Here is a 24,355-nt window from a genome sequence, read left to right as displayed (position 1 = left end):
ATGTGCATGAGCCCGACCGTAGTGACCTGCCAGGTCGAAGCCGTTGAAACGTTGAGTGAGGTTGTCTACCGCGTGTTCCTGAAGGGGGACAGTGCGGCAGTGGCTCATGCGCCGGGTCAATACCTTGAGTTGGAGCAGGACGGCGACTGGTTGCCGTTTTCCATTGCCAATCACCATCAAGGCGACGGTGAGCTCGAGCTGCACATTCAATACGCGCCTGAAAATCCCCGCTCGAAACGCTTGTTCGAGCGTCTTTTTGCGCATGAAGCCTTTCAGGTTCGATTGCCGAGCGGCGAAAGCGTACTGGATCTTGATGACGACCGGCCCTTGATGCTGATTGCCGCTGGTACCGGCTTTGCCCAGATGAAAGCGATCATCGAGGCGGCGTTGGCGCACCATCCGGACCGCCCGGTTCACCTATGGTGGGCGGGCAAGACGCGAGAGGACCTCTATCTTGAAAGCCTCCCGCGTCGGTGGAGCACGGAGTACCCGAACGTGACGTTCACGCCCGTGATCGAGGCGCCGAGCGAGACCGATTTCGACGGTATGATCGAGCGTGTTGACCGCGCGCTGCATGCTCGGGTGACCAGTACGCGCGAGGCGAGCATCTTTATTTCAGGCTCGCCAGGCATGGTCTATGCCGTAGTCGATACGCTTGATGCCATCGAGCCGCTGACTGAGCGGGTGTTTTCCGATGTCTTCAGTTATGCGCCCAGAGGCTAGTCTTTCGGCGATATTCAAGGCATTTCAGTAAAAGATTCAGACGCGCGGTCTTGATGATCGCTAGATGATAATTACCCGGTTTTCAACCGGAAGGTGTCATCTGGCTGCAACATACGGTTGACGATCAAGGCCCGGAAGCGTAAATATAAAAAAGCGAAGCGGCGCGTAAGCGCCGTTTCGCGTTATGACGACATGTCGTTGAATAACAATTTACTGTCAAGAGGTGTCGGACCATGACAACGTTGAGGTCACGTACACGCAAGGAGCATGTTGCCCTGGCCGGTTTGATTGCAGGTGTAACAGCGCTGGGTGTTCTCACCGCCGTTCCGATGATTCTTCTCTGGCTTAAGCTGTTTTCTTGATTCAGTGCCTGTTTCTCGATGCAGGACCCAGCAGGACAACTGCTTAAGCTCTGGATAGATCCAAATAACTGATGACTTGCCCGATGATGATAAACCAAGCCCACGTCAATAACGCCTTCATTGAAGCAAACGCCACTGGCGTTGACGCTGCAATGATCGGCTATTGGTATTGGTTTATGGACGGGCGCGCCTGATGTAATGCACTGCATAGGCCGCCCGAATCGTTTAACGGGCAGCCGAGTATCAAACCCCCTGATCGGCTTGCCCGGTCAGGGGGTTTTTCGTTTGTACGCTGTTTGCACTTCTATAACTCAATAACGGAGATTGGACCATGACGTATTTCAATGCTTGTGCCCTGTTTGCCCGCGGTGCCTTTTGGGTCGTGATCGATCCCAGTCGTCTGCCGTCCTCATTATCTCAACGCTCATAAAGGAATTTTCCCATGTCTGCCGATACACCTTCCGCTCTATCCCATACCTCGCTTCCTTCTTCTCGCGATCTGAAGGCGGCCATGCCGTTGAGTGACGCCCTCCAGACGCAAATCCGCAAGCAACGCGCAGCCATTGCAGAGATTCTTGCCGGTAGGGACGATCGCATGCTGGTGGTCGTTGGTCCGTGCTCTGTGCACGACCCTGTTGCAGCACTTGACTATGCGCAGCGCCTGGCCTCCCTGAATCAGCATCTATCGGCTCGACTGCTGCTGGTCATGCGGGTCTACGTTGAAAAGCCGCGCACGATTACGGGGTGGAAGGGACTGGTCTATGATCCGCACCTGGATGGGTCGCACGACATGTCGGAAGGGCTTCGTCAGGCTCGGGAATTGATGATCGACATCGCGTCACTGGGCTTGCCGGTGTCGACAGAGCTTTTAAGCCCGGTGGTCACGCACTACCTCGACGATATTCTCTCATGGGCAGCCATTGGCGCCCGTACCACCGAGTCACAGGTCCATCGGGAGTTGGTCAGTGGCCTCGATTTCCCGGTTGGCTTCAAGAACGCCACGAGCGGCAGCGTTCAAATCGCGGCTGATGCAATGCAAAGCGCCGCTTACGCCCATCACAGCTTCGGGGTCGATGGTCACGGTGTGATGTCCAGTGTGCTGACCCAGGGGAACCCGCATACGCATCTGGTGCTGCGAGGGGGTGATCAAGGACCCAACTTCGACGCTGCAAGTGTTGCCAGCGCTCAGCACTGCCTGAGCCAAAGTGGGGCACCTGCCGCACTGATGGTGGATTGCTCCCATGCCAACAGCGGCAAGGACCCGGCGCGCCAGCCCGATGTTCTGGCGCATGTGGTGTCTCAGCGCGTTCGGGGTAACAAGGCACTGTGCGCGGTGATGCTTGAAAGCTTCATCGAAGAGGGCAAGCAGCCCATTACTGCAAACGGGCTTCGTTATGGGCAGTCCGTGACGGATGGCTGCCTCGGCTGGGCGCACACCGAGCAGCTGCTGCGTCAGATGGCGACCGCGCTGGCCGCCTCCAACACCGAGCTAGCGTTTTAACGCGTACGCATAGAGCAGCGTCTCTTGCGCGCTGATGGCCTCTTCATCGCCGGATGGTGTCGAGCGTTCGTAGTGGCCATCGGCGCAGAGCTGCCAGCTCTGACAGTTGTCGAGCAGGTACGTGTCCATGTCCTTTTTGATCTGACGGGCGAGCTTTTGATTGAGTACCGGAAAGCAGCTCTCGACCCGATGGAACATGTTGCGCTCCATGGCATCTGCACTGCCGCACCAGAGCTGAGGGCGATTGGCATTGCGGAAATAATAGACGCGGGTGTGTTCGAGAAACCGCCCCACGATCGAGCGTACGCGGATGTTGTCTGACACGCCCTCCACGCCCGGGCGCAGACAACAGGTGCTGCGAATGATCAGGTCGCACTCGATGCCGGCCTGAGAGGCTCTATAAAGCGCCTGGATAAGGCGCGGCTCGGTCAGCGAGTTGCACTTGAACAGGATATACCCCTTGCAGCCACGCTTGACGTGCTCGATCTCACGGTCGATCAACTCGATCAGGGTGCTGTGCAGCGTGAAGGGGGCATGCAGTAGGTAGTGAGTTTGCCGTGGCTGGCCCATGCCGGCGATCTGCTGGAATATGAGGTGAACGTCCCGGCAGAGCTTGTGATCGGCCGTCAGCAGGCTGTAATCGGTGTAGAGCTTGGCGGTTGTCGCGTGGTAGTTGCCGGTGCCCAGATGCGCGTAATGACGAAGTTCGCCCTGCTCGCGACGCACCATGTGCATCAGCTTGGCATGGATCTTGAAGTCCATCATGCCGTAGATGACGTTCGCCCCGGCTTCCTGAAGCCGTGAGGCAAGCTCAATGTTATCCGCCTCATCAAAGCGTGCCCGAAGTTCGATCACCACGGTCACTTCCTTGCCGTTACGTGCGGCATCGGCCAGCGCGCTGACGATTTCGGAATGGGGGCCGGTGCGGTACAGCGTCTGCTTGATCGCAAGCACATTGGGGTCGCTTGCGGCTTCCTTCAGCCAATGCTCGACTGGCGCAAACGATTGATAGGGATGGTGAAGCAGAATGTCGTCCTGAGCCACCGCGTCGAAATAGCTGCCACGTCGGTGCTTGAGTGGCTTGGGTAGCCCCGGAACGAACGGACCGTACAGTAGATCGGAGCGGTGCGTGTCATTGATGACTGCCATCATGCGGCTCAAGTTGACCGGGCCATCGACCAGGTAGAGGTCCTGGTCCATGAGGCCGAATTGATTGAGCAGGAAATCGGCGAGGTGCGCCGGGCAGTTGTTGGCGATTTCAAGTCGCACACCATCGCCATAGCGCCTCGCCAGTAGCTCGCCCTTGAGAGCCGAGGCCAGATCCGACACCTCTTCCGGATTGACGGAGAGGTCGGCGTTGCGGGTCAGGCGAAACTGGTAGCAGCCCTTGATCGTCATGCCCGGGAACAGCGCGTCCGCGTGGGCGTGAATCATCGACGACAAAAACGCGTAGTCGACGCTGCCATTACCACTGATGGCCTCTGGAAAGCGGATCAGGCGGGGCAGTGAGCGCGGCGCCGGAATGATCGCCAGGCCGCCCGAGCGTCCGAAGGCGTCGCTGCCTTCGAGTTCGACAATGAAATTGAGGCTCTTGTTGACCAGGCGCGGAAAGGGGTGCGACGGATCAAGCCCGATCGGGCTGATGACGGGCTGAATCTCACGGTAAAAATAGTCGGAGACCCAGTCCTTCTGGGCCTTGGTCCAGCGGCTTCGTCGAAGAAAGCGGACATTTTCCTGCTCGAGTGCCGGGATCAGAACGTCATTCAAAATCTGGTATTGGCGCGCGACGTGCTCATGGGCGATGTCTGAAATTTCATTGAGCGTTTGTTGGTAGGTCTGGCCGTCCCGGCTGTGCGCATGTTCATCGATCAGCAGCGCCTGCTTGAGACCGGCCACACGAATTTCGAAAAACTCATCGAGGTTCGAGGAGAAGATCAGCAGGAACATGACGCGGTTTAGAATCGGGTGGGCGTCGTCAAGCGCCTGTTCGAGCACACGAATATGAAACTGCAGCGTGGATATTTCACGGTTGAAGTAAAGCTGGGGATGGGTCAGCGCCATATCCCCGTCAGGGGCCGGTCGCGCCCGGATGCCGACCTTTGTCCGGTTGACGCGCAGTGGCGGGGTCTCGTTTCCACCGTCGCTGTCGGACGTCGATGAGGCCTCGGGTGTGGACGTGGGTTTTGTGCTCATCGGTAGCCCTTGAAGATGCCTGAATGTAAGTGCGCGCAGTTTACGTCAGTTCTGTGACACTGCCGTGTCAGGCTTTTTCAGGCCTTTGCGCGTGTTCAAGCGGTTCATTAAAGTGTAGGTTCAGCATACGTCATCAACGCCATTCCCTCCTTTTTATGTTATCGGCCATACTGAGGAAACCGATACCACGGTCGTATGAACATATCGACGTATCACCCACTGTTTTCAAAGGTTGCTTATGAACAAGAATGTTGCCGTAGTACTGGCAGGCTGCGGGTACCTCGACGGGTCCGAAATCTATGAGACGACACTGACCCTGCTGCGTCTTGATCAACTCAAGATTCCCTTCACATGTTTCGCACCTGACATCGAGCAGCACGATGTGATCGACCATCGCACCGAGCAGGCAATGCAGGGTGAAACACGCAATGTGCTTACGGAATCGGCGCGCCTGGCGCGTGGGAACATCGAGGCGCTGGATGCGCTGGACCCTGAGCAGTTCGATGCAATCATTGTGCCGGGCGGGTTCGGAGCGGCCAAGAATCTGTGTGACTTCGCCATCAGCGGCGACAGCATTACGGTTCTGCCTGAGCTGGTGGAAAAGGTGCGGCCGTTTTTCGAGGCCAAAAAGCCGATTGGGTTGATGTGCATCGCCCCGGTCATGGTGCCGAAGATGCTCAGTGGCAGTGTGCCGGTCACGATCGGGGATGATGCAAGCATCGCAGGCGCCATCAGTTCGATGGGTGGGCTTCACCGAAGCTGCAGTGTCGATAATATCGTGGTTGACCACGAGCACCGCGTGGTCACCACGCCGGCCTATCTTCTGGCCGAGAACCTGGACGAGGCGTCCAAGGGGATCTTCAAGCTGGTCGACAAGGTCGCTGAACTCATGCGTTGAGCCACTATCGGGCGTTGTCGGTAACCTCGGCGCGCCCGCCGCGCTGGCGTTTCACGCACCGGCCGAACAGAATGCCCACCTCGAACAACAGCCACATCGGAATGGCCAGCAGGCTCTGGGACACTACATCCGGAGGGGTCAACAGCATGCCGACCACAAAGCACCCAAGAACCACATAAGGGCGCTTCTTGGAGAGCGTTTTTACATCGGTGGCGCCGGTCAAGATCAGCAAAAACGTGGCGATTGGGATTTCGAACGCCACGCCGAACGCAAAAAACAGCTTCAGCACGAAGTTCAGGTACGCATTGATGTCGGTCATGACCTGAACGCCTTCAGGCGCGGCGGTCGTGAAGAACTTGAATAGAATCGGAAAAACCACGAAATACGCAAATACAGCGCCTGCGTAGAACAGCAGTACGCTCGAGCCGAGAATCGGAACGGCCAGCTTCTTTTCGTGGGTATAAAGCCCCGGGGCGATAAACGCCCAGGCTTGATACAGAAGAAACGGCACCGCCGCGAAAAGGGCGGCCACAAGGGTCAGCTTGAACGGCGCCAGAAACGGGGAGGCCACTTCGGTCGCGATCATCTGCGAGCCGGGGGGCATCAGCCCGATCAAGGGGCGTGCGATGAACTCGTACAGGTCGTTCGAGAAGCCATAAAGGCCCAGAAACAGTACAAGAATGACCACGACCGCTTTCAGTAACCGCGATCGTAGTTCGACCAGATGTTCGATCAAGGGCATGGGCTGATCGGAATCCTCGGGGGAACTCATCGCGCTTAAATATCCTTGTAAGGCTTGTCAGAGGGCGTCGTGTCGGCCGTTTCAGAATGTGGGCTTACGCGTGCACTCGAATCATCCACGTGTTCGGTGCCCGCGTTCGAGGCCGGCTGTGGTGAGTATGCAGAAGGCCTGGCTGAGCGTGAGTTACCGCTCGGACCCTGGTAGTGGCCCAGCGACTCTTCGGTATCGCGCTTGAAGCCGTCCATGCTGGAGGAGAACGCATCTTCATGCTCTTTCATCTTGCGACGAAGCTCTTCCGCTTCCAGCTGAGATGAAATGTCCTGCTGAACATTGGACACCGTACGCTTGATGCGACCGATCCAGAGCCCGGCCGTACGTGCCGCAACCGGCAGCCGCTCGGGGCCGAGCACTAAAAGCGCGATCACACCGATCACCATCAGTTCGAAAAAGCCGACATCGAACATGGCTTACTTCCGGGTGTCGTGCTGTTCGGACGTATGTTCCTGGGTGTAGGTGTGGCTGGTGCCGTCGCTGTCCTTTTGCACCTTGTGCTGGTGCTCGGCGTCCTTTTCACCATCGTTGACGGCGTCCTTGAAGCCCTTGACCGCAGAGCCCACATCGCCGCCCAGGTTACGTAGTTTTTTGGTGCCGAAAATCAGGATGATGATTCCAAGCACGATAAGAAGCTGCCAAATACTGATACCACCTAACATCGTCTGCTCCTGGCGGCCGTGGCCGCATTGGTCTATTCGTCAGTGATCCTTGACGCGTGAGGCCTTTTCTTCCAGCCCTGAAACGTCGAAACGGCGCGCCAGCTCATTCAGTACGTCCTGATGGGAAATATCCAGGTGCGAGAGCATGACCAAGCTATGAAACCAGAGATCGGCGGTTTCGCTGACCAGAGACGCCTTTTCCGCACTGCCAAGGTGCGCGTCCTTGGCCGCAAGAATGGTCTCGGTCGCTTCTTCGCCCACTTTCTCGAGAATCTTGTTGAGACCCTTCTGGTGAAGCTTGGCCACGTACGAGTGGTCAGGGTCGCCATGACGTCGTTCGTTCAGAACATCAGCCAAGCGCTCTAGAATATCGTCATTATGGGCGTCGTTCATGAAATCCCTGTTAAACATGTCGCGGTTTAGCGTGAATGGCGGGGGCCGGTAACGTACTCGGCATTAGCGCCAGAGCAACAGTATAAGCCCGATGGCGCCGGCAATCAGCACGCCGGGAGGCTGTTGTTCGGCCCACTCGATCAGGGGCGCCCATCCCACCGCGAGTGCAATGAGGATGAGACCGATCCGGAGCTTTCGAGTTCCCTTGCGAGCCATCGTGAACTGGGTCTGAAGTTCAGTCAGTGCCTTGGTTTGCTGCTGACGTTCCTTGCGCTCGCTTTCGACCTGAGACAAGGCCTGATGGGCAAGCACCGGCAGGCCCGGCAGGCGTTGAACGAGATCCGGCGCCTGCTTTTGAAGCTCGCTCCAGAACCCCTTGGGGCCTGCGCGTTCTTTCATCCACTGTTCTAGAAAGGGTTTGGCGGTGTGCCACAGATCAAGGTCCGGGTAAAGCTGGCGTCCGAGCCCCTCGATGTTCAAAAGCGTCTTCTGAAGCAGTACCAGCTGGGGCTGGACTTCCATGTTGAAGCGCTGGGCTGTCTGGAAAAGCCCCATCAAGACCTGGCCGAAGGAGATATCCTTGAGCGGCTTTTCGAGAATCGGCTCACACACGGACCGAATGGCCGCAGCGAACTCATTGGCACGGGTGTCTTCACCGACCCAGCCTGATTCGATGTGAAGCATTGCGACTTCGTAATAATCCTGTCTGAAAAACGCCAGGATATTACGGGCCAGATAATCCTGATCTTCCCGGGTCAGGCTGCCGACGATGCCGCAGTCGATCGCGATGTACTGCGGGTCATGCGGGTGCTCGGCGGAGACGAAGATGTTGCCCGGATGCATGTCGGCATGAAAGAAGTTGTCGCGAAAGACCTGGGTGAAAAAGATCTCCACGCCTCGCTCGGCCAGCTTCTTCAAATCGATGCCGAGCGCCTTGAGCGATTCGGTTTCGGCCACCGGAATGCCCTCGATGCGCTCCTGCACCATGACGCGCTTGCGGCTCAAGGACCAGTGAATGGTTGGCACGTACAAAAGCGGCGAGTGCAGAAAATTTCGCTTGAGCTGGGAGGTGTTGGCGGCTTCCTTCAAAAGATCGAGCTCATCGAACAGGGTCGACTCGTAGTCGCGCACTACCTCGACCGGGCGAAGGCGCTTGCCTTCGGGCCAGACCTTCAAAAGCAGTCGTGCAAAGGTATAGAGAAGCTGGATGTCGCTTCGCATCACCCGGTCGATGCCGGGTCGAATGATCTTCACTACAACGGCTTCGCCGGTGTGAAGACGCGCCACATGCACCTGGGCGATGGAGGCCGACGCCAGCGGGTCAGGGCTGAACTCTTCGAAAATGTCGGCAACGCTTGCACCGAGTTCCTCTTCGACGGTCTGGCGGGCAACGTCGTTGGGGAAGGGCGGCACCTGGTCCTGCAGCCGCTTGAGTTCGATGGCCACATCCGGCGGAAGCAAATCGCGCCGGGTCGAGAGCATCTGGCCGAATTTGATGAAGATGGGCCCGAGCGATTCAAGCGCGAGTCGCAAGCGCTCTCCGCGAGACTTCGGGCCCTTTGGAATCAGCTTGAGCGGCGATACGGTCATTACTAACCGGACGATGTGCGGCAGGCGTTCGGCCGGCACCAGTGCGTCAAGCCGATAACGGGCCACGGTCCAGAGAATGCGCATCAGCCGCACGAATTTCACGAAGAGGCTCCTCCTTCGGGAAGCTTTTTCTGAACGGCGGTCACGCGCGCCTCGAGCCGGTCGATCGCGATCTGAAGCTGAGTGAGATGCTCGCGAGCCACGTGGAACTGGGATTGCCCGGCAATCAGCTGGGCTTCTTCAAGCATGTATTCCTGGATGTCCTGGCCAAGAGCTTGAGAGGAGTGCACGCCGAACTGACCGATGCTTTTAATGCCGGTGGCAAGGCTGTGGGCCGGTACCTCACCGAACCATTCGACCAGTGCGCCTTCCCAATCGACGTCCAGATCCATGAACAGCGCCCGAACCGCTTCGAGCCGAGCCACCTGACCGCGTGCGGCCAGCTTGCCGGAGAACATCAGATACTTGATGTCGGCGCCGCCCATGAGGCTTGCAAGCGTTTCCGGCGACAGCTCAAGCAGGATGTCGGCGTCCTTTTCCTGCACGTGGCGCAGCGTGCTCAGATGAATCCCGTACGGATCGAAGCTGATGCGTGTGTTGATGTTCGGGCGTTCGAGGCAGACCACCAAGCGAAGCCCTGCCAGCGCATTGAGTCGCTCGGCCGCTGCCGGGTCACGCGACAACAGCTGATTGACGGTTTTCTCCATGCCCGAAAGCAGCACGGAAGTCAGTAACGTCATGGATTTACTCTTGCCTGATGCGCAGCCAGACTGCGTCATGAAATCATGGATAGACCGATCAGAGCTTGATGCCTCGATGCAAGGCCACTACGCCACCGGTCAGGTTGGTATATTCGACGCGCTCGAGGCCTGCCTGTTCCATCATGTGCTTGAGGGTTTCCTGATCCGGGTGCATGCGGATCGATTCCGCCAGATAGCGGTAGGAGTCGGGGTCGTTGGCGACCCACTGGCCAAGCTTTGGCAGTACTCGGAAGGAGTACTCGTCATAGACTTTCGAGAACACGGGATTGACCGGTTTGGAAAATTCCAGAACCAGCAGTCGACCGCCGGGTTTCAGGACACGCGCCATGGAGCGAAGCGCCTTGGCCTTGTCGGTGACGTTTCGAAGCCCGAACGCGATGGTGATGCAGTCGAACGTGTTGCTTTCAAACGGCAATGCCTCGGCATTGGCCTGTACGTATTCGATGTTGTTGCAAAGCCCCAGATCCGTCAGCTTATCGCGGCCGACGTTGAGCATGGAGCTGTTGATGTCGGCAAGGACCACCTGGCCCTGATCACCGACACGCTTTGAAAACTTGGCGGTGAGATCACCGGTACCGCCTGCGATGTCGAGCACCTTGTGCCCACGGCGCACGCCGGAGCGCTCGATGGTGATGCGTTTCCACACGCGGTGCACGCCCATCGACATCAGGTCGTTCATGGTGTCATAGCGTGAGGCGACGGAGTGAAAGACATCGGCCACTCGTCCGGCTTTTTCCTCGAAGGCCACCTTTTCGTAGCCAAAGTCCGTGGTTCGCTTATCCATGCTTTCCTCAAAAAGATAAAGGCCAGAAGGTGACGGCTGCCCGGAGGCGTGCGTGATGGCCGGGGCCGATGGCGGATTGCATTGTAGCGTCCACGGCGGATTTTGTCTTTGGCGTGAGCCTCAAAGCTGCTTAATCGAGATCGACATCGGCTGACGTGTCTGGCCGGCCTTCTCGAGACGTTCAAGATAGCGTGCCCAGTACTGCTCTTCGTGAAGCGCAAGTTCCAGCAGGTACTCGAAGGTATAAAGTCCGCTGTCATGGTCGTCATCGAAATGCAGCTTCAGGGCGTAATGCCCGGCGGGAGTGATGTCGGTCAGCCCGACGTTCTTCTTGCCGACTTGAAGCACTTCCTGGCCTGCGCCATGGCCCTTGACCTCGGCCGACGGCGAGTGGACACGCAGATACTCGGCGCTCAGAGCGTAGTGATGGCCATCGCTGAAGGTGAGATCCAGAATACGATCTTCACGGCGGTAGTGGACATGGGTCAGGGTGGGCTCGGTCATGCTCGGTCTCCTCTACCACGTTCGAGGTGCGCCCCACAGTGAGCGGGGCGCGACGGCTTATAGAATATAGCGCGAGAGATCGTCATCGCGGGCCAGGTCGCCAAGGCGGTCCTCGACGTAGGTGGCGTCGACGGTCAGCGGGCCTTGCATGTCGCTGCCTTCGAACAGTGCCTCCTCGAGCAAACGTTCCATGACGGTATGCAGGCGGCGCGCGCCGATGTTTTCGGTGCCTTCATTCACCTGATAGGCAATCTGTGCGATGCGGTCGATGCCTTCTTCGGTGAATTCCACCTGAAGCCCTTCGGTGTTCATCAGTGACTCGTACTGACGGGTCAGCGACGCGGACGGCTCGGTCAGGATGCGCTTGAAGTCGTCCGGCGTGAGCGCGGAAAGCTCGACGCGAATCGGCAGACGGCCCTGAAGCTCCGGAATGAGATCCGAGGGCTTGGAGAGGTGGAAGGCGCCCGAAGCGATGAAGAGAATGTGGTCGGTGCGCACCATGCCGTGCTTGGTCGAGACCGTTGAGCCTTCGATCAGCGGCAGCAGATCGCGCTGAACGCCTTCACGCGAAACATCGCCGCCGGATTCGCTGCGTTTGGCGACCTTGTCGATCTCATCGACGAACACGATGCCGTTCTGCTCGACCGAGTCGATGGCGCGGGCTTTCAGATCTTCATCATTGACCAACTTCGCCGCTTCCTCGTCGCGTACGAGTTTCAAGGCTTCCTTGACGCTCATGCGCTTGGTTTCGCTTTGCTGTTTGCCCATGTTGGAAAACAGATTCTGCAGCTGGCTGGTCATCTCTTCCATGCCCGGCGGGGTCATCAGATCGATGCCCTGGCCCTGAGGCGTCAGTTCGATGTCGATTTCCTTGTCATCGAGCTGGCCTTCACGCAGCTTCTTGCGGAAGGTCTGGCGCGTGGTGCTGTCCTGCTTGCCGCCGTTGTCGTATTCGCTGCCGCGCGCCGGCGGAAGCAGGGCATCGAGAATGCGCTCTTCTGCGGCGTCTTCGGCCTTGTGCTCGACCTGCTTCTTGGCCTGCTCGCGAACGAGCTTCATCGCCATCTCGACCAGGTCTCGAATGATGGATTCGACGTCACGGCCAACGTAGCCCACCTCGGTAAACTTGGTGGCCTCGACCTTGATGAACGGGGCGCCGGCGAGTTTTGCAAGGCGACGGGCAATTTCGGTCTTGCCCACGCCGGTCGGGCCGATCATCAGAATGTTCTTGGGTACCACTTCGGCGCGCAGGTCTTCATCGAGCTGCATCCGGCGCCAGCGGTTACGAAGTGCGATGGCCACGGCACGTTTGGCGTCGCCCTGGCCGACGATGTATTGGTCCAGCGCGTGGACGATTTCACGGGGCGTCATCTGTTCGGTCATCGGCTTAGTCCAGAGCTTCGAGAGTGATGTTGTGATTGGTGTAGACGCAGATGTCTGCGGCAATGGTCAGGCTTTTCTCGGTGATTTCGCGGGCGGACAGATCGGTGTTGTCCAAAAGCGCGCGCGCGGAGGCATTGGCGTAGTGCCCGCCGGAGCCGATGGTGATGATGCCATGCTCGGGCTCGAGGACGTCACCGGTACCGGTGATGATCAGCGAGGCGTTCTTGTCGGCCACGGCAAGCATGGCTTCGAGACGGCGCAGGGCGCGGTCGGTGCGCCATTCCTTGGCCAGTTCCACGGCGGCCTTGGTCAGATGCCCCTGATACTTTTCAAGCTGTGCCTCGAAGTGCTCGAACAGGGTGAAGGCGTCGGCGGTGCCGCCGGCGAAGCCTGCCAGCACCTGATTGCGATACAGGCGGCGGACCTTGCTGGCGTTGCCTTTCATGACGGTATTGCCAAGAGAGACTTGACCATCGCCCGCCAGGGCCACTTTGTCGCCGCGGCGAACGGATACGATCGTGGTCATAAGAACTCCGGATAAAAGGGGGATATCCCCTGGTGACTTTGACGCGTTGCTGCGCCATGGGAGATGCGTGTCTCCCCTAGATGAGGTCGATGTACCCGGAACTCAAGCCGAGGGTGGGGCGATGGCCCCACCCGGATCATTTCTGTTTCATGACCAGCGGCGTAATGCCCTGGGTCTGCATCAGGCCCTGAGCACGCGCAAGCTCGTTGCCATCCTTGTAGGGGCCGGCCTGAACGCGGTACCAGGTGGTGTTGTCTGCCGTGGTGACGGTGGTGAGCTGAATGATGATGCCGAGGTTCTTGAGCTTGTCGGCAAGCTTCTGAGCGTCCTTTTTGGACTGAAACGAGGCGGCCTGAAGCAGGTAGGTCTGCCCGGACTCGAGGGTTGCCGTGGGCTTTTCCGTACGCTTTTGTGTCGTCTGCGCCTGCTTGCTCGGTTCAGGCTCGGGCGTTTTAGGCGTTGAACGATAGGTTTTGACGTCAGGTGCGACCACTTCGGTTTCCGGCAGCAGAGTGTAGAAATCGAACGAGGGCATTTTTTCCTCGTCGCCGCTGTTTTCGGCGGCATTAGAAGACGCCGCGTTTTTCGCCGCACTTCTATCGACCGGCTTCGCGATGACCGAGGCGGGCTCCGACGGTTTGGCTGGCGTTGTCTGGCTGCCGTCGTCGTGCATCAGGTAGTAGGCGAAGGCGAAGCCGCCGACGATGCCGAAGGCCGCCCAGAGCCAGCCCGGGATCAACGGGCCGGTGATCGGTTTTTTCTTCTGAGCGCCGCGGCTGGACGCCCCCTTGCGTGACTGGGGGGCGCTTTTCTTACTGGGCGTGCGAGCCATTTACATCTCCTCGGGGGCGCTGACTCCCAGAATGCCAAGGCCGTTGGCCAGGACCTGCCGTACGGCAACGCCCAGCGTCAAACGCGCATCCCTGAGCGCGTCGTCCTCGACCATGACCTTCACCGCGTTGTAGTAGGAATGGAATTCGCCGGCCAGCTCCTGCAGGTACTGTGCAACCTGATACGGCTCACGCGCCCTGGCGGCGCGGGCGATCAGTTCCGGATAGGCGGCGAGTCGATTCATCAGATCCTTCTCGCGCTCCTCGGTCAAAAGCGAAAGCTGTGCAAGCCCGCGGGCTTGATCGAACTGCACGCCTTCACGCTCGGCCTTGCGCAGCACGCTGCATACGCGGGCGTGGGCGTACTGGATGTAGTAGACCGGGTTGTCATTGGTCTGGGAGCGGGCCAGATCGATATCAAACGTCATTTGAGACGTGGCGGCGCGCGCGATCAGGAAGTAGCGCGTGGCGTCGCGGCCCACCTCATCGATCAGGTCACGAAGCGTGACGTAGCTGCCGGCGCGTTTCGAAATCTTGACCTCAACGCCTGAGCGGGTGACCAGCACCATCTGGTGAAGCACGTACTCCGGAAAGCCTTCGGGGATGCCGGTCTCAAGCGCCTGAAGGCCTGCGCGCACGCGGGTGATCGTTGAGTGGTGGTCGGCGCCCTGTTCGTTGATGACCGTCTTGAAGCCGCGGTTCCACTTGTCGTGATGGTAGGCGACGTCCGGTAGGAAGTAGGTGTAGCCGCCTTCACGCTTGCGCATGACGCGGTCCTTGTCATCGCCGAACTCGGTGGTCTTGAGCCACAGTGCGCCATCGGATTCGTAGGTGTAGCCGTTGTCGATCAAGCGCTCGACGGTGGCCTCGACCTTGCCATCGCGGTAGAGCGAGGATTCGAGGAAGTAGACGTCGAACTCGACGCCGAACGCCCGCAGGTCCAGATCCTGTTCGCGGCGAAGATACGCCACCGCGAACTCGCGAATGGCCTGGATGTCGTCGCGATCCCCCTTGGCGGTGGTCTCGCGGTCGCCGGCCTTGACGGTCTCGCCGTTCAAGTAGGCGCGGGCGACGTCCTTGATGTATTCACCGCGGTAGCCGTCCTGCGGCCAGGCGGGGTCGGAGGGCTCGAGCCCCTTGACCCGAGCGGCCACCGACAGCGCCAGATTGTCGATCTGGGCGCCGGCGTCGTTGTAATAGAACTCGCGGGTAACGTCGTAGCCGTTGACAGCGAGCAGCCGGCAGAGGCTGTCACCGATGGCCGCACCGCGACCGTGGCCCACGTGCAGCGGGCCGGTCGGGTTGGCCGAGACGAATTCGACCTGCACGGCTTCGTCATTGCCCTGGGTGTTGTGACCGAAGCGCTCGCCCTCATCGAGTACGGTGCGAATGATTTCCGCGGCGGCCTCGGTGTTGGCAAAGAAGTTGATAAAGCCCGGCCCTGCGATATCGACCTGCGAGATGGCCTGGCTTTCAGGCAGGGCATCGATCAGGGCCTGAGCCAGCTCGCGCGGTTTAAGTCCCGCGGGCTTTGAAAGCATCAGCGCCAGATTGGTGGCGTAATCGCCGTGCGCCTTGTCCTTGGTCGCTTCGATCTTGATGTCAGGCGCTACATCGGCGGGCAGTGTTCCGCGTTCCTTGAGGGCGTCGAGCGCGGCGGTAAGCAGTGCGAGAATCGTCTCTTTCATGGAATTCGATCAAAGGTCCTGGTGAGGCCGACTCACCTGTGGTGTCAGAAATGACGGCAGATGCGCCATGACCGGTGTGCCATGGCCGCAGTATCGGGTTCGAGAACCCGCCATTATCAATCAAGCAGCCGCTGTGTCAAAGCCCGCGCTCAATCAAGTCCCACCGGATCGACGTCCAGTGACCACTTGAACCGACGTGCCTCGGGCCGGTGTTCAAGGGCATTGGCAAGCCACGCCGCCGCGTCGTGGAGCGGCGCTCGGTGCGCGCTCATCAGCATCAGGTGCATGTGATAGCGCCCCTGGCGGCGCTCCATGGGCGCCGGCACCGGGCCGAGGCAGTCGACGGGGCGTGCGTGTTCGCCGAGCCAGGCGCGAAGCTCTTGGCTCACCGTCTCCAGCACGGTCGTGAGCAGGTCGAGGTGGGCGCTTTCACCGCGCAGCAGCACCATGTGCCTGAACGGCGGGAGCTGGGCCTGGCGTCGCTCTTCGAGCAGGTTGTCGGCCAGGGTGTCGTAGCCTTCCTGCACCAAGCACAGCAGGTTCTGATCGTCCGGGTGGTGGGTTTGAATCAGTACCCGCCCTGGATGCTCGGCGCGGCCAGCGCGTCCGGCGACCTGTGTCAGCAGCTGCGCGCTGGTTTCGAGTGCGCGAAAGTCGGCGCTGTAGAGCCCGCCATCGGCGTTGACCACCACCACCAGCGTGATGTGTGGGAAATGGTGGCCCTTGGCGAGCATTTGGGTACCGACCAGCAGACACGGCTCGCCCTTGTGAATTTTCTCGAAGGTCTGGGCGAGCGCGTCCTTGCGTCGGGTGCTGTCGCGGTCGACGCGAATGACCGGGGTCTCGGGAAACGCGCTGACGAGCGCGTCTTCGGCGCGCTCGGTGCCGCTGCCGAGCGGGCGCAGATCGGCGCTTGCACACGAGGGGCAGGCATCCGGCAGGCGGGTATGGTAATCGCAGTGATGACAGATCAGCTGTGGTGGGTGACGGTGTAGGGTCAGGCGTGCATCGCAACGCGGGCACTCGGCCAACCATCCGCACTGGTGGCACGAAAGCGTTGGGGCGTAACCGCGCCGGTTAATGAAGATAAGCACCTGACGCTTTTGCTCGAGCTGGGCTGAAATCGCCTCGAGCGCTTGCGGACATAATCCGCCTTCCAGCGGCCGAGCGCGGACGTCCAGCAGTTCGAGCGCGGCCTGAGCGCTTTCGCCCGCACGTTGGCGCAGGTGAATGTGGTGATAGCGCCCCTGACGCGCATGATTGAGCGTGGTCAGCGAAGGTGTGGCGCTGCCGAGCACTACGGGGACGTCATGCGTCTGGGCGCGAAAGAGCGCCAGGTCGCGAGCGTGGTAGCGAAGTCCGTCCTGCTGTTTGAAGGAGTCGTCGTGCTCTTCGTCGACAATGATCACCCCGGGCGCGGCCATGGGCGTAAAGATCGCCGAGCGGGTTCCGATGATGATTCGGGCGCGCCCGGCACGGGCAGCTTCCCAGGCGTCCAGTCGTTCAGCGTCGTTCATGCCGGAATGCAGCGTCACGATTGGCACGCTGAACCGACGCTCGAAGCGGGCAAGCGTCTGAGGCGTCAGGCCGATCTCGGGAATCAGTACCAGTGCCTGCTGCTGGCGCCGCAGTACGGCGTCGATCAGCTGAAGGTAGACCTCGGTCTTGCCGCTGCCGGTCACCCCGTGAAGCAGCGTTGGAAAGAAGGTTCCAAGTCCCGTGTGGAGGGTGGCGAGCGCGTCGGTCTGCTCACGATTGAGCGTAAGCGAGGGCTCGGCGAGGATGTCGCTGTGCTCACGTGCCGGCGCAATGGCTTGCTCGACCGTACCCTCGATCAGCCCCTTGGCACCTAATGCGTCCAGCTGTGCTCGGGTAAAACCCTGCGCCGTGATCGCCGAGGACACCATCCCGCGCCGGTGAAGACGCAGCATCTCGAGAAGTTCGGCCTGTTTATAGGCTCGGCCCAGTGCATCGGCGGTGGTGGCGTGCCCCTTGGCGGTCAGCGACCATCGCTCTCGCGTGCGGGCTTCTAGCGCGCGTCCCTGGCGCAACAGGACCGGCAGAGCCTGAAAGAGTGTGTCGCCAAGGCTGTGCTGATAATAGCGCGCGGTAAACCGACACAGCGCCAGCCAGTCCGCCGGCAGCGGCGCCTGGTCGATCACGTCCTTGATGGCCTTGAGCTTGCCGGCAGGCAGGGCACTTTCGGATTTGGTGGCAACAACGATGCCGACGGCGTCGCGATGGCCGAAGCTTATCTTGACGCGCATGCCGGCGTGCCAGCCATTGGCCGGCACGTGTGGTCCCGGCAGGTAATCGAAGGTGCGTCTCAGGGGCGTCGGTACCGCGATCTCGAGGATGCGTGCGGCGGTGGCGGGCTGTTGCAAAGATGTGGCCTCGGGGAATAAGAGCTGCTAGACTATGCGGCCTTCTGGGTCTGCATGAGTAAAACATACTCCACGCGAGATGGCATCCTGCAGACCGGGACCTTTATCTTCCAATTGACGTATGCGGTGCCTGGCATATCGATCAGGTGGCGGCATATTCGACGAGGTCAACACCATGAAACAGTCTATTCATCCTGAATACAATCACGTAAACGTCACCTGCTCCTGCGGCGCCACTTTTGACATCGGCACCACATCCAAGGGCGAGTTCTCTCTTGACGTTTGCTCTCAGTGCCACCCGTTCTACACCGGCAAGCAGAAACAGGCGACCACCGGTGGCCGCGTCGAGCGCTTCAACAAGCGTTTCGGTGCTGCGATGAAGCGTGGCTAAGACGTGAGCACGAAAGGCTCTGTCTGAAAAACCCGCCGATGGCGGGTTTTTTTATGCCCAAATCATCGTGAGCGTGCTTTTTTAACGTTCAAAAAGAGGCGTTCGATAAGGTCGTTGTTATGGCTGGGTGGTGCACTCATAACGCTCTTCTGATGGGTAAAAATCCTTTTGTGGCGGTAAGTTAGCGAAGTTGTTGCCGTGTGGTGTTTTCATATATTCTGAACTGACAAACGCGACGACAAGCAGGCGACGACCTCTATGAGCGATTCAAAAAAGCAAGCGGCACTGGACTACCATGCCAAGCCGATTCCGGGAAAACTTTCCATCGAAGTGACCAAGCCGACGGTAACGTCGAAGCATTTGGCACTGGCGTATAGCCCGGGCGTGGCGGAGCCGGTCCGTGAAATCGCCAAGGATCCCGAAAACGCCTACCTCTATACCGGCAAGGGCAACCTTGTCGCGGTCATCTCCAACGGCTCGGCCATTCTCGGGCTTGGCAACCTCGGGCCGCTTGCCAGCAAGCCGGTCATGGAAGGCAAGGGGGTGCTGTTCAAGCGCTTTGCCGGCATCAATGCCATCGACATCGAAGTCGACTCGGAAAGCCCGCAGGCGTTCATCGATACCGTGGCACGTATTGCCGATACCTTCGGCGGCATCAATCTTGAGGACATCAAGGCGCCCGAGTGTTTCGAGATCGAACAGGCGCTCAAGGAGCGGTGCAGTATCCCGGTCTTTCATGATGACCAGCATGGCACCGCGATCGTGACGGCGGCCGGACTTTTGAACGCGCTGTCGATTGCCGGCAAGCACATCGAGGAGGCGAGGATTGTCTGTCTCGGCGCGGGGTCGGCGGCGATTGCCTGCATGAAGCTCTTGATCGCCTGCGGTGCGCGCGCCGAGAACATGACGATGCTCGACAGCAAGGGTGTTATTCATTCCGGGCGTGCCGATCTGAATCCGTACAAGGCCATGTTCGCCACCGAGACTGAACAGCGCACGTTAAGTGATGCCATTGACGGGGCGGATGTGTTTCTCGGGCTGTCCGGGCCTAACCTTCTGAGCGCCGAGCAGCTTAAAACCATGGCGGCAACGCCTGTGGTGTTCGCCTGCTCAAATCCGGACCCGGAAATTCATCCAGACGTCGCGCACGCGGCCCGCGATGACGTGATCATGGCTACCGGTCGCTCGGATTATCCGAATCAGGTCAATAACGTGCTCGGGTTCCCGTTCATCTTCCGGGGCGCGCTGGATGTGCGGGCGAGTGAGATCAACGAGGACATGAAAGTGGCGGCCGTGCACGCGCTCAAGGATCTGGCACGCGAGCCGGTGACTCAGGACGTGCTCGATGCTTATGAGGTGGAATCACTCGAGTTCGGCCCAGGCTACATCATTCCAACGCCGCTTGATGCGCGTTTGCTTGATCGCGTGTCGAGCGCCGTTGCCCAGGCCGCGGTCGATTCAGGGGCCGCGACCAAGCCGTTCCCGGCGCACTACCCGCTAAAGCGCATTGAAGACGTCTACGCCTCATAAACCGAGCCGATGACACCTTTATCGAAAAGCCCGCCATTAGGCGGGCTTTTTCATGGTTGGGCGTGGGGTTCGTGTCAGATGGCGTGGGTATCAGACGCCATACACCAGTGAGACCGCTGTCTTGGTGTCGGTCTGCTCTTCGGCGTCTTCCGGCGGGTTGGTGTTGTGCTCGATGTCGTAGGAGACCTTGAGCGACAGCGTGTCGTTGATGGCCACCTGCAAGGCCGTGCTCGAGCGGCCGATCACGTTTTCACGAGTGCCTTCTGCGGTGAAGTCCTGCAGGAAGGCAGCCGTATCGGACACTTTCCATTTGTAATCGAGGGCCCCATACGCCAGCGGCAGATTTTCGACATCGCCATTATTGTAGATGTCGTGGCGAACACCGGGGCCCGCCTCGAGGGTCAGGGACTGAGTGTCGGTGTCGAGCAGCTGTCGGCCGTAGCCGCCTGCAAGCGTCGTCTGGGAGTCGTAGCCGCTGAAGCGGTCCTTGTCCCAGCGCAGCAGGCCGAAGAGGTAGTTGTCGATGTCGAGGTTATAGCGCGAGCGGCCGGAAAGAATATATTCCTCGGCAGATTGTTCGCCGTCTTCGCTTGCGCTGGTGGTCTCGCCGTGAAGGCTATAGGTCCAGGCGTCGCGATACCAGGTGCCGGTGAGCTTTGCCAGCAGAGTCTCGCTTTCACTGTTGCCGGTTAGTCGGGTGTAACCCAGTTCGGCACTGCCATCGAAGCCATCCTGGTCATGGTGATCGATGGTTTGAAAGGTGTCCGAGAAATCGATGTCATCACGAGCGGAGGCGGACGGGGCGGCGAGCATCAGGCTCAGCGTCATGAAGGAGAGTGTGGTCAGATAAAAGCGCGTGACGCGGGTGATCATGGGTGGTCTCTACACGAAGGCAAGTAAGTACGGGTTGAGGGTTGGACAGACATGCAGTCCATCGTCCTCGGTACTCTATCGTGGTCACGCGCAAGCAATGATCAAAAATTGTAAAGAATCGAAGCGGCGGTCGTGGTGTCGGTATCCACATCGGCCTCGTCGGGCGGATTACTGTTGTTTTTGATTTCATGGGAAAATTTTAGTGCCAGATTGTCATTGAGCGGCACGGAAATGGCGCTGTAGGAGCGCGAGATAACGTTGTCGATTGTGGCCTCGGTCGAGAGCTGCTGCTCGAAGGTGGCGCTTTCGGACAGCTCGTATTCGTAGTCCAGTGCCCCGTAGGCCACCAGAAGGTCGCGGTCGCTGCCGCTTTCCCAGGCATCTCGGCGATAGCCCGGACCAGTCTCGAGCGACAGATGGTGGGGGCTTGAATCAAGAATTTGACGACCGTAGCCCGCGATGACCGTGGCCTGGTAGTCATACCCCGAAAAGCGCTCCTTGTTCCAGCGCGCCAGGTTGAAAAGATAGTGCGGGCCTTCGAGCGACAACCGCTGGCGGGCCCCAAGCAGATACTCTTCCGTGCTGACGTTGCCGCTGTCCTCGACGCGTTTTGTTTCGGCTCTGAGCGTGCGCGTCCAGGGGCCCGTGTACCAGCTCAACGAGCCCTTGGCGAGCAGTGTTTCACTGTTGCTGTTGCCGGAAAGGCTGGTGTAGCCGAGCTCTGCCTTGCCGCTGATGCCGCTGCTTTCATCAGCCGCTGGCGGTGGGGCGTAGAACAGATTGTCTTCGGCATGCGCCGATGAGGCGGCCACGCCCAGGCCGGCGACAACGAGCCATAAGCCTGGCAGGGCATGATGGGGTAAAGGCTTTAGCATGGCATCGGTATCTTTTGAGAGAAGACCGCCACCGCCGCAAACGGCGGTGGCGTGGCGTGATCAGAAAATGGCGTCATAGCTGCCGGTGCCCTGAGACCCACTCTGGTCTTCGAGTTCCGGCTGTACGGCGCGCTCCTGATAGGGCGGCAGGCGATCCTTGGGAAAGATTTCGGACACGCCGCCGGGGTCGCCATCATGAAGACGCTTGCCGGTGGTCGGGTCGATGCGCGCGGTCACGATGTCGTCCGGACGCGGCATCTTTGCTGAAGGTGTCCCTGAAAGCGCCTTGCCCATGAAGTCCATCCAGATCGGGAGTGCGGCTTGAGCGCCGTACTCGCCGGTGGTTTCGTTGGAATCCTTGCCTACCCAGACAGAGGCTACGAGATCGCTGTTGAAGCCTGAGAACCAGGCGTCGCGCTGATCGTTACTGGTACCGGTCTTGCCGGCAAGATCATCGCGACCAAGCGACTGGGCGGCGTGGCCGGTGCCCTTGTTGATGACGTCTTCCATCATGCTTCTCAGCATGTAGACCGCGTCCTCGGAGGCGATGCGTTCGGCGACCGGATGAAGACGGCCGTTGAACTCGACCGTGTTCTGGGTCGGGTCGCATTCAGGGCACGCTACCGGCGCGGGCGTGGTGTCCAGGAGGTTCTCGCCGTCATCGCCTTTTTGGACGCGCTGGATGAACCAGGGCGTGATGCGGTAGCCGCCGTTGGCAATCTCGGCATAGCCTCTTGCAAGCTCCAGCGGGCTGATGGACGCGCTGCCAAGCGCGAGCGACAGGCCGTGTGGAAGCTGTTCCTTCTTGAAGCCCATCTTCTCGAGCAGCTGGATCGTGACGTCGATCCCTGTGGCGTCGAGCGTTCTGACCGACACCAGGTTGCGGGATCTATAAAGACCAACGCGGAGTCGGGTTGGGCCGAGGAAGTTACGCTCGGCGTTCTCCGGGCGCCAGCCATCTTTCGGCCCCCCTTGCACAATGGGCGCGTCGTTGATGATGGTGCCGGGCGTCATGCCGCCATTTTCCAATGCGCTCAAATAGATGAATGGCTTGAAGTTCGAGCCTGCCTGTCGGCGTGCCTGTGTGGCGCGGTTGAACTCGCTGTGCCGGAAATTGAAACCGCCTTGAAGCGCACGTACGGCACCACTTTGTGGGTCGAGCACCACAATGGCGGATTCGGCGTCGGGCACCTGCGCCAGGCGCCAGTGATCCTCCTGCTTCATGACGCGAATCAGGTCGCCTCGATGGGCGATGTCGCTGGCCGATGTCGGTGCCGGGCCGCGCCACTTGGTGCTCTTGAATTCGCGTGCCCAGCTGAGCCCTTGCCAGGGCAGGGTAACGACGCCGTTTCGCTTGGTCAGAACGCGCATCTGCTTGCCGTCGTTGTTGATGACGATAGCCGGTTCGAGCGGGCCGTAGGTGGGCGTATCTTCCAGCACATTGACCCAGTTACTGACATCGCCATCAATGCCCGAGACCGTGGTCTGGCTGCGCTCGGCGGCCTGACGTGCGGTTTGCTCGACTTCAGGCGAGGCCGAGAGCTCCTCTTCGAGGCCGCGTCGGTCGGTGCTGCTTTGGGCCTCGGCCAGCCGCTGGGGAATGTCCTTTCGCTCCACGCCGCGCCAGCCATGGCGGGTATCGTAGTCGATCAGTCCCTTGACCAGTGCCTGGCGGGCCTCGGTCTGCTGTTTGCTGTCGATGGTGGTGGTGATTTGATAGCCGCCGGTGTAGGCCTTGTTGCCGAAATGCTCCACGGCGTATTGACGCGCCATCTCGGCAATATAGGGCGCCTTGACGTCGGTATCGTCTTCGTGACGCGCCACTTCGATCGGTGTATTGACGGCTTTCTGGTAGCGCGCATCGTCGATGTACCCGAGCTCCTTCATGCGCAGCAGAATCCAGTTGCGGCGAATCAGCGAGCGGCTCGGGTTTGAAACCGGATTCAGGCTCGAGGGCGCTTTGGGCAGGCCTGCAATGGTTGCCATCTGGGGCAGGGACAGCTCGCCAATGGGCTTGTCGAAGTAGGTCTGGGAGGCCGCGCCAATGCCGTAGGCGCCCTGACCCAGATAAATCTTGTTGACGTAGAGCTCCATGATCTGATGCTTGCTCAGAATTTGCTCCATCTGAAGCGACAGCAGGATTTCCCGAATCTTGCGGGTGAAGGTTTGATCGAGAGTCAGCAGATAGTTTCGCGCCACCTGCATGGTAATGGTGCTGCCGCCGGACTGGATGTCGCCGCTGACGCCAAGCTGCACGAAGGCGCGCAGAAGCCCCTTGGGGTCGATGCCCGGGTGGTGGAAGAATCCGGAGTCCTCGGCGGCCATCAGGGCCTCGACCATTTCCTTGGGCATGTCATCGTAGTGCACCAGTTGACGACGCTGTGAGCCGAACTCGCCGATCATCTTGCCGTCGTCGGTGAACACCCTCAGCGGCATCTCGAGCTGGTAGTCCTGCAGCTGATGAACATCGGGCAGGCCGGGGGCAAAGTATATCGCGGCGCCGGTTACAGACAGGGCGACGCCTGCCGTTAAAGACAGCACAAAGAAGAGAGTTCGGAAAACGAAACGTCTGAAAAACTTCATGAAAAACGCAGTCCGTCGTTTGGGGAGGCGGTCATGCCAGGATGGATGGAGCGATCCACAGCCCGGCCATTATAAGGAGCGAGAAGGTCAGCGGCCAGCATTGCAGGGGGCGCTACCATAATTGCAGG

The 24,355-nt window shown here is 59.6% G+C and carries 22 protein-coding genes; 5 read left to right on the top strand and 17 right to left on the bottom strand.

The window, feature by feature from the left end:
• Positions 1–6 precede the first annotated feature (6 nt).
• Positions 7–723: a ferredoxin reductase domain-containing protein gene (locus tag NAT49_RS07255; protein WP_251592697.1), complete on the top strand. Its 717-nt coding sequence runs from the start codon at positions 7–9 to the stop codon at positions 721–723.
• Positions 724–1,527: 804 nt separating this feature from the next.
• On the top strand, positions 1,528–2,586 hold the full coding sequence (locus tag NAT49_RS07250) for a 3-deoxy-7-phosphoheptulonate synthase (RefSeq protein ID WP_251592696.1): 1,059 nt from the start codon (positions 1,528–1,530) through the stop codon (positions 2,584–2,586).
• Here the strand turns inward: NAT49_RS07250 and ppk1 are convergent.
• Positions 2,575–4,779 carry a polyphosphate kinase 1 gene (gene ppk1 / locus NAT49_RS07245; protein ID WP_251592686.1) on the bottom strand — a complete coding sequence of 735 codons (2,205 nt, stop codon included), beginning with the start codon at positions 4,777–4,779 and terminating at the stop codon, positions 2,575–2,577. The genes NAT49_RS07250 and ppk1 overlap by 12 nt on opposite strands.
• A gap of 238 nt (positions 4,780–5,017) precedes the next feature.
• Here ppk1 and elbB point away from each other — a divergent pair, with 238 nt between their 5' ends.
• A complete protein-coding gene (gene elbB, locus NAT49_RS07240) occupies positions 5,018–5,677 on the top strand; it encodes an isoprenoid biosynthesis glyoxalase ElbB (protein ID WP_251592683.1) in 660 nt (219 codons plus the stop codon).
• 4 nt (positions 5,678–5,681) lie between these two features.
• Here elbB and tatC read toward each other — a convergent pair whose 3' ends face one another.
• The 13 genes from tatC to NAT49_RS07175 all read right to left on the bottom strand — a co-directional run bounded on the left by tatC (position 5,682) and on the right by NAT49_RS07175 (position 17,975).
• Positions 5,682–6,449: a twin-arginine translocase subunit TatC gene (gene tatC, locus NAT49_RS07235; protein WP_251592681.1), complete on the bottom strand. Its 768-nt coding sequence runs from the start codon at positions 6,447–6,449 to the stop codon at positions 5,682–5,684.
• Between the two features lie 5 nt (positions 6,450–6,454).
• Positions 6,455–6,883 carry a Sec-independent protein translocase protein TatB gene (tatB, locus tag NAT49_RS07230; RefSeq protein WP_251592675.1) on the bottom strand — a complete coding sequence of 143 codons (429 nt, stop codon included), beginning with the start codon at positions 6,881–6,883 and terminating at the stop codon, positions 6,455–6,457.
• Positions 6,884–6,886: 3 nt separating this feature from the next.
• Positions 6,887–7,132, bottom strand: a complete 246-nt coding sequence (gene tatA / locus NAT49_RS07225) for a Sec-independent protein translocase subunit TatA (RefSeq protein WP_251592671.1) — start codon at positions 7,130–7,132, stop codon at positions 6,887–6,889.
• Positions 7,133–7,171: 39 nt separating this feature from the next.
• Positions 7,172–7,525, bottom strand: coding sequence for a phosphoribosyl-ATP diphosphatase (locus tag NAT49_RS07220; RefSeq protein WP_251592670.1), 354 nt, complete (start codon positions 7,523–7,525; stop codon positions 7,172–7,174).
• Positions 7,526–7,588: 63 nt separating this feature from the next.
• Positions 7,589–9,217, bottom strand: a complete 1,629-nt coding sequence (ubiB, locus tag NAT49_RS07215) for a ubiquinone biosynthesis regulatory protein kinase UbiB (protein WP_309619112.1) — start codon at positions 9,215–9,217, stop codon at positions 7,589–7,591.
• Entirely contained in the window at positions 9,214–9,855 is a 642-nt protein-coding gene (locus NAT49_RS07210) for a ubiquinone biosynthesis accessory factor UbiJ (RefSeq protein WP_251592668.1), read from the bottom strand. Before NAT49_RS07210 ends, ubiB begins: the two co-directional genes overlap by 4 nt.
• A gap of 58 nt (positions 9,856–9,913) precedes the next feature.
• Positions 9,914–10,660 (bottom strand): bifunctional demethylmenaquinone methyltransferase/2-methoxy-6-polyprenyl-1,4-benzoquinol methylase UbiE, encoded by a 747-nt coding sequence (ubiE, locus tag NAT49_RS07205; protein ID WP_251592666.1) that lies wholly within the window; start codon positions 10,658–10,660, stop codon positions 9,914–9,916.
• A gap of 120 nt (positions 10,661–10,780) precedes the next feature.
• Complete coding sequence (locus NAT49_RS07200; RefSeq protein WP_251592664.1) at positions 10,781–11,164, bottom strand: gamma-butyrobetaine hydroxylase family protein; 384 nt, start codon at positions 11,162–11,164, stop codon at positions 10,781–10,783.
• Positions 11,165–11,221: 57 nt separating this feature from the next.
• Positions 11,222–12,547, bottom strand: coding sequence for an ATP-dependent protease ATPase subunit HslU (hslU, locus tag NAT49_RS07195; protein ID WP_251592662.1), 1,326 nt, complete (start codon positions 12,545–12,547; stop codon positions 11,222–11,224).
• Positions 12,548–12,551: 4 nt separating this feature from the next.
• Complete coding sequence (gene hslV, locus NAT49_RS07190; protein WP_251592660.1) at positions 12,552–13,073, bottom strand: ATP-dependent protease subunit HslV; 522 nt, start codon at positions 13,071–13,073, stop codon at positions 12,552–12,554.
• 136 nt (positions 13,074–13,209) lie between these two features.
• Positions 13,210–13,905 carry an SPOR domain-containing protein gene (locus tag NAT49_RS07185; protein WP_251592659.1) on the bottom strand — a complete coding sequence of 232 codons (696 nt, stop codon included), beginning with the start codon at positions 13,903–13,905 and terminating at the stop codon, positions 13,210–13,212.
• Positions 13,906–15,591 carry an arginine--tRNA ligase gene (gene argS, locus NAT49_RS07180; protein WP_251592657.1) on the bottom strand — a complete coding sequence of 562 codons (1,686 nt, stop codon included), beginning with the start codon at positions 15,589–15,591 and terminating at the stop codon, positions 13,906–13,908.
• A gap of 149 nt (positions 15,592–15,740) precedes the next feature.
• Positions 15,741–17,975, bottom strand: coding sequence for a primosomal protein N' (locus tag NAT49_RS07175; protein ID WP_251592655.1), 2,235 nt, complete (start codon positions 17,973–17,975; stop codon positions 15,741–15,743).
• 175 nt (positions 17,976–18,150) lie between these two features.
• Here NAT49_RS07175 and rpmE point away from each other — a divergent pair, with 175 nt between their 5' ends.
• Together rpmE and NAT49_RS07165 are read left to right on the top strand one after the other, a co-directional pair.
• On the top strand, positions 18,151–18,366 hold the full coding sequence (gene rpmE, locus NAT49_RS07170; RefSeq protein WP_251592653.1) for a 50S ribosomal protein L31: 216 nt from the start codon (positions 18,151–18,153) through the stop codon (positions 18,364–18,366).
• A 258-nt stretch (positions 18,367–18,624) separates the two neighbouring features.
• On the top strand, positions 18,625–19,896 hold the full coding sequence (locus tag NAT49_RS07165) for a malic enzyme-like NAD(P)-binding protein (protein WP_251592651.1): 1,272 nt from the start codon (positions 18,625–18,627) through the stop codon (positions 19,894–19,896).
• Positions 19,897–19,986: 90 nt separating this feature from the next.
• On the opposite strand, the gene NAT49_RS07160 is transcribed toward NAT49_RS07165, so the two are convergent.
• From NAT49_RS07160 to NAT49_RS07150, 3 genes are all read right to left on the bottom strand, one after another.
• Entirely contained in the window at positions 19,987–20,769 is a 783-nt protein-coding gene (locus tag NAT49_RS07160) for a DUF481 domain-containing protein (RefSeq protein WP_251592650.1), read from the bottom strand.
• A 101-nt stretch (positions 20,770–20,870) separates the two neighbouring features.
• Positions 20,871–21,644: a DUF481 domain-containing protein gene (locus tag NAT49_RS07155; RefSeq protein WP_251592648.1), complete on the bottom strand. Its 774-nt coding sequence runs from the start codon at positions 21,642–21,644 to the stop codon at positions 20,871–20,873.
• Between the two features lie 60 nt (positions 21,645–21,704).
• A complete protein-coding gene (locus tag NAT49_RS07150; RefSeq protein ID WP_251592646.1) occupies positions 21,705–24,227 on the bottom strand; it encodes a penicillin-binding protein 1A in 2,523 nt (840 codons plus the stop codon).
• Positions 24,228–24,355: the final 128 nt, after the last annotated feature.

Source organism: Larsenimonas suaedae, assembly GCF_023712105.1.
GTDB lineage: Bacteria > Pseudomonadota > Gammaproteobacteria > Pseudomonadales > Halomonadaceae > Larsenimonas > Larsenimonas suaedae.
Note: the sequence above shows the minus strand (reverse complement) of the source record. Positions and strands in the feature narration are given on the sequence as shown.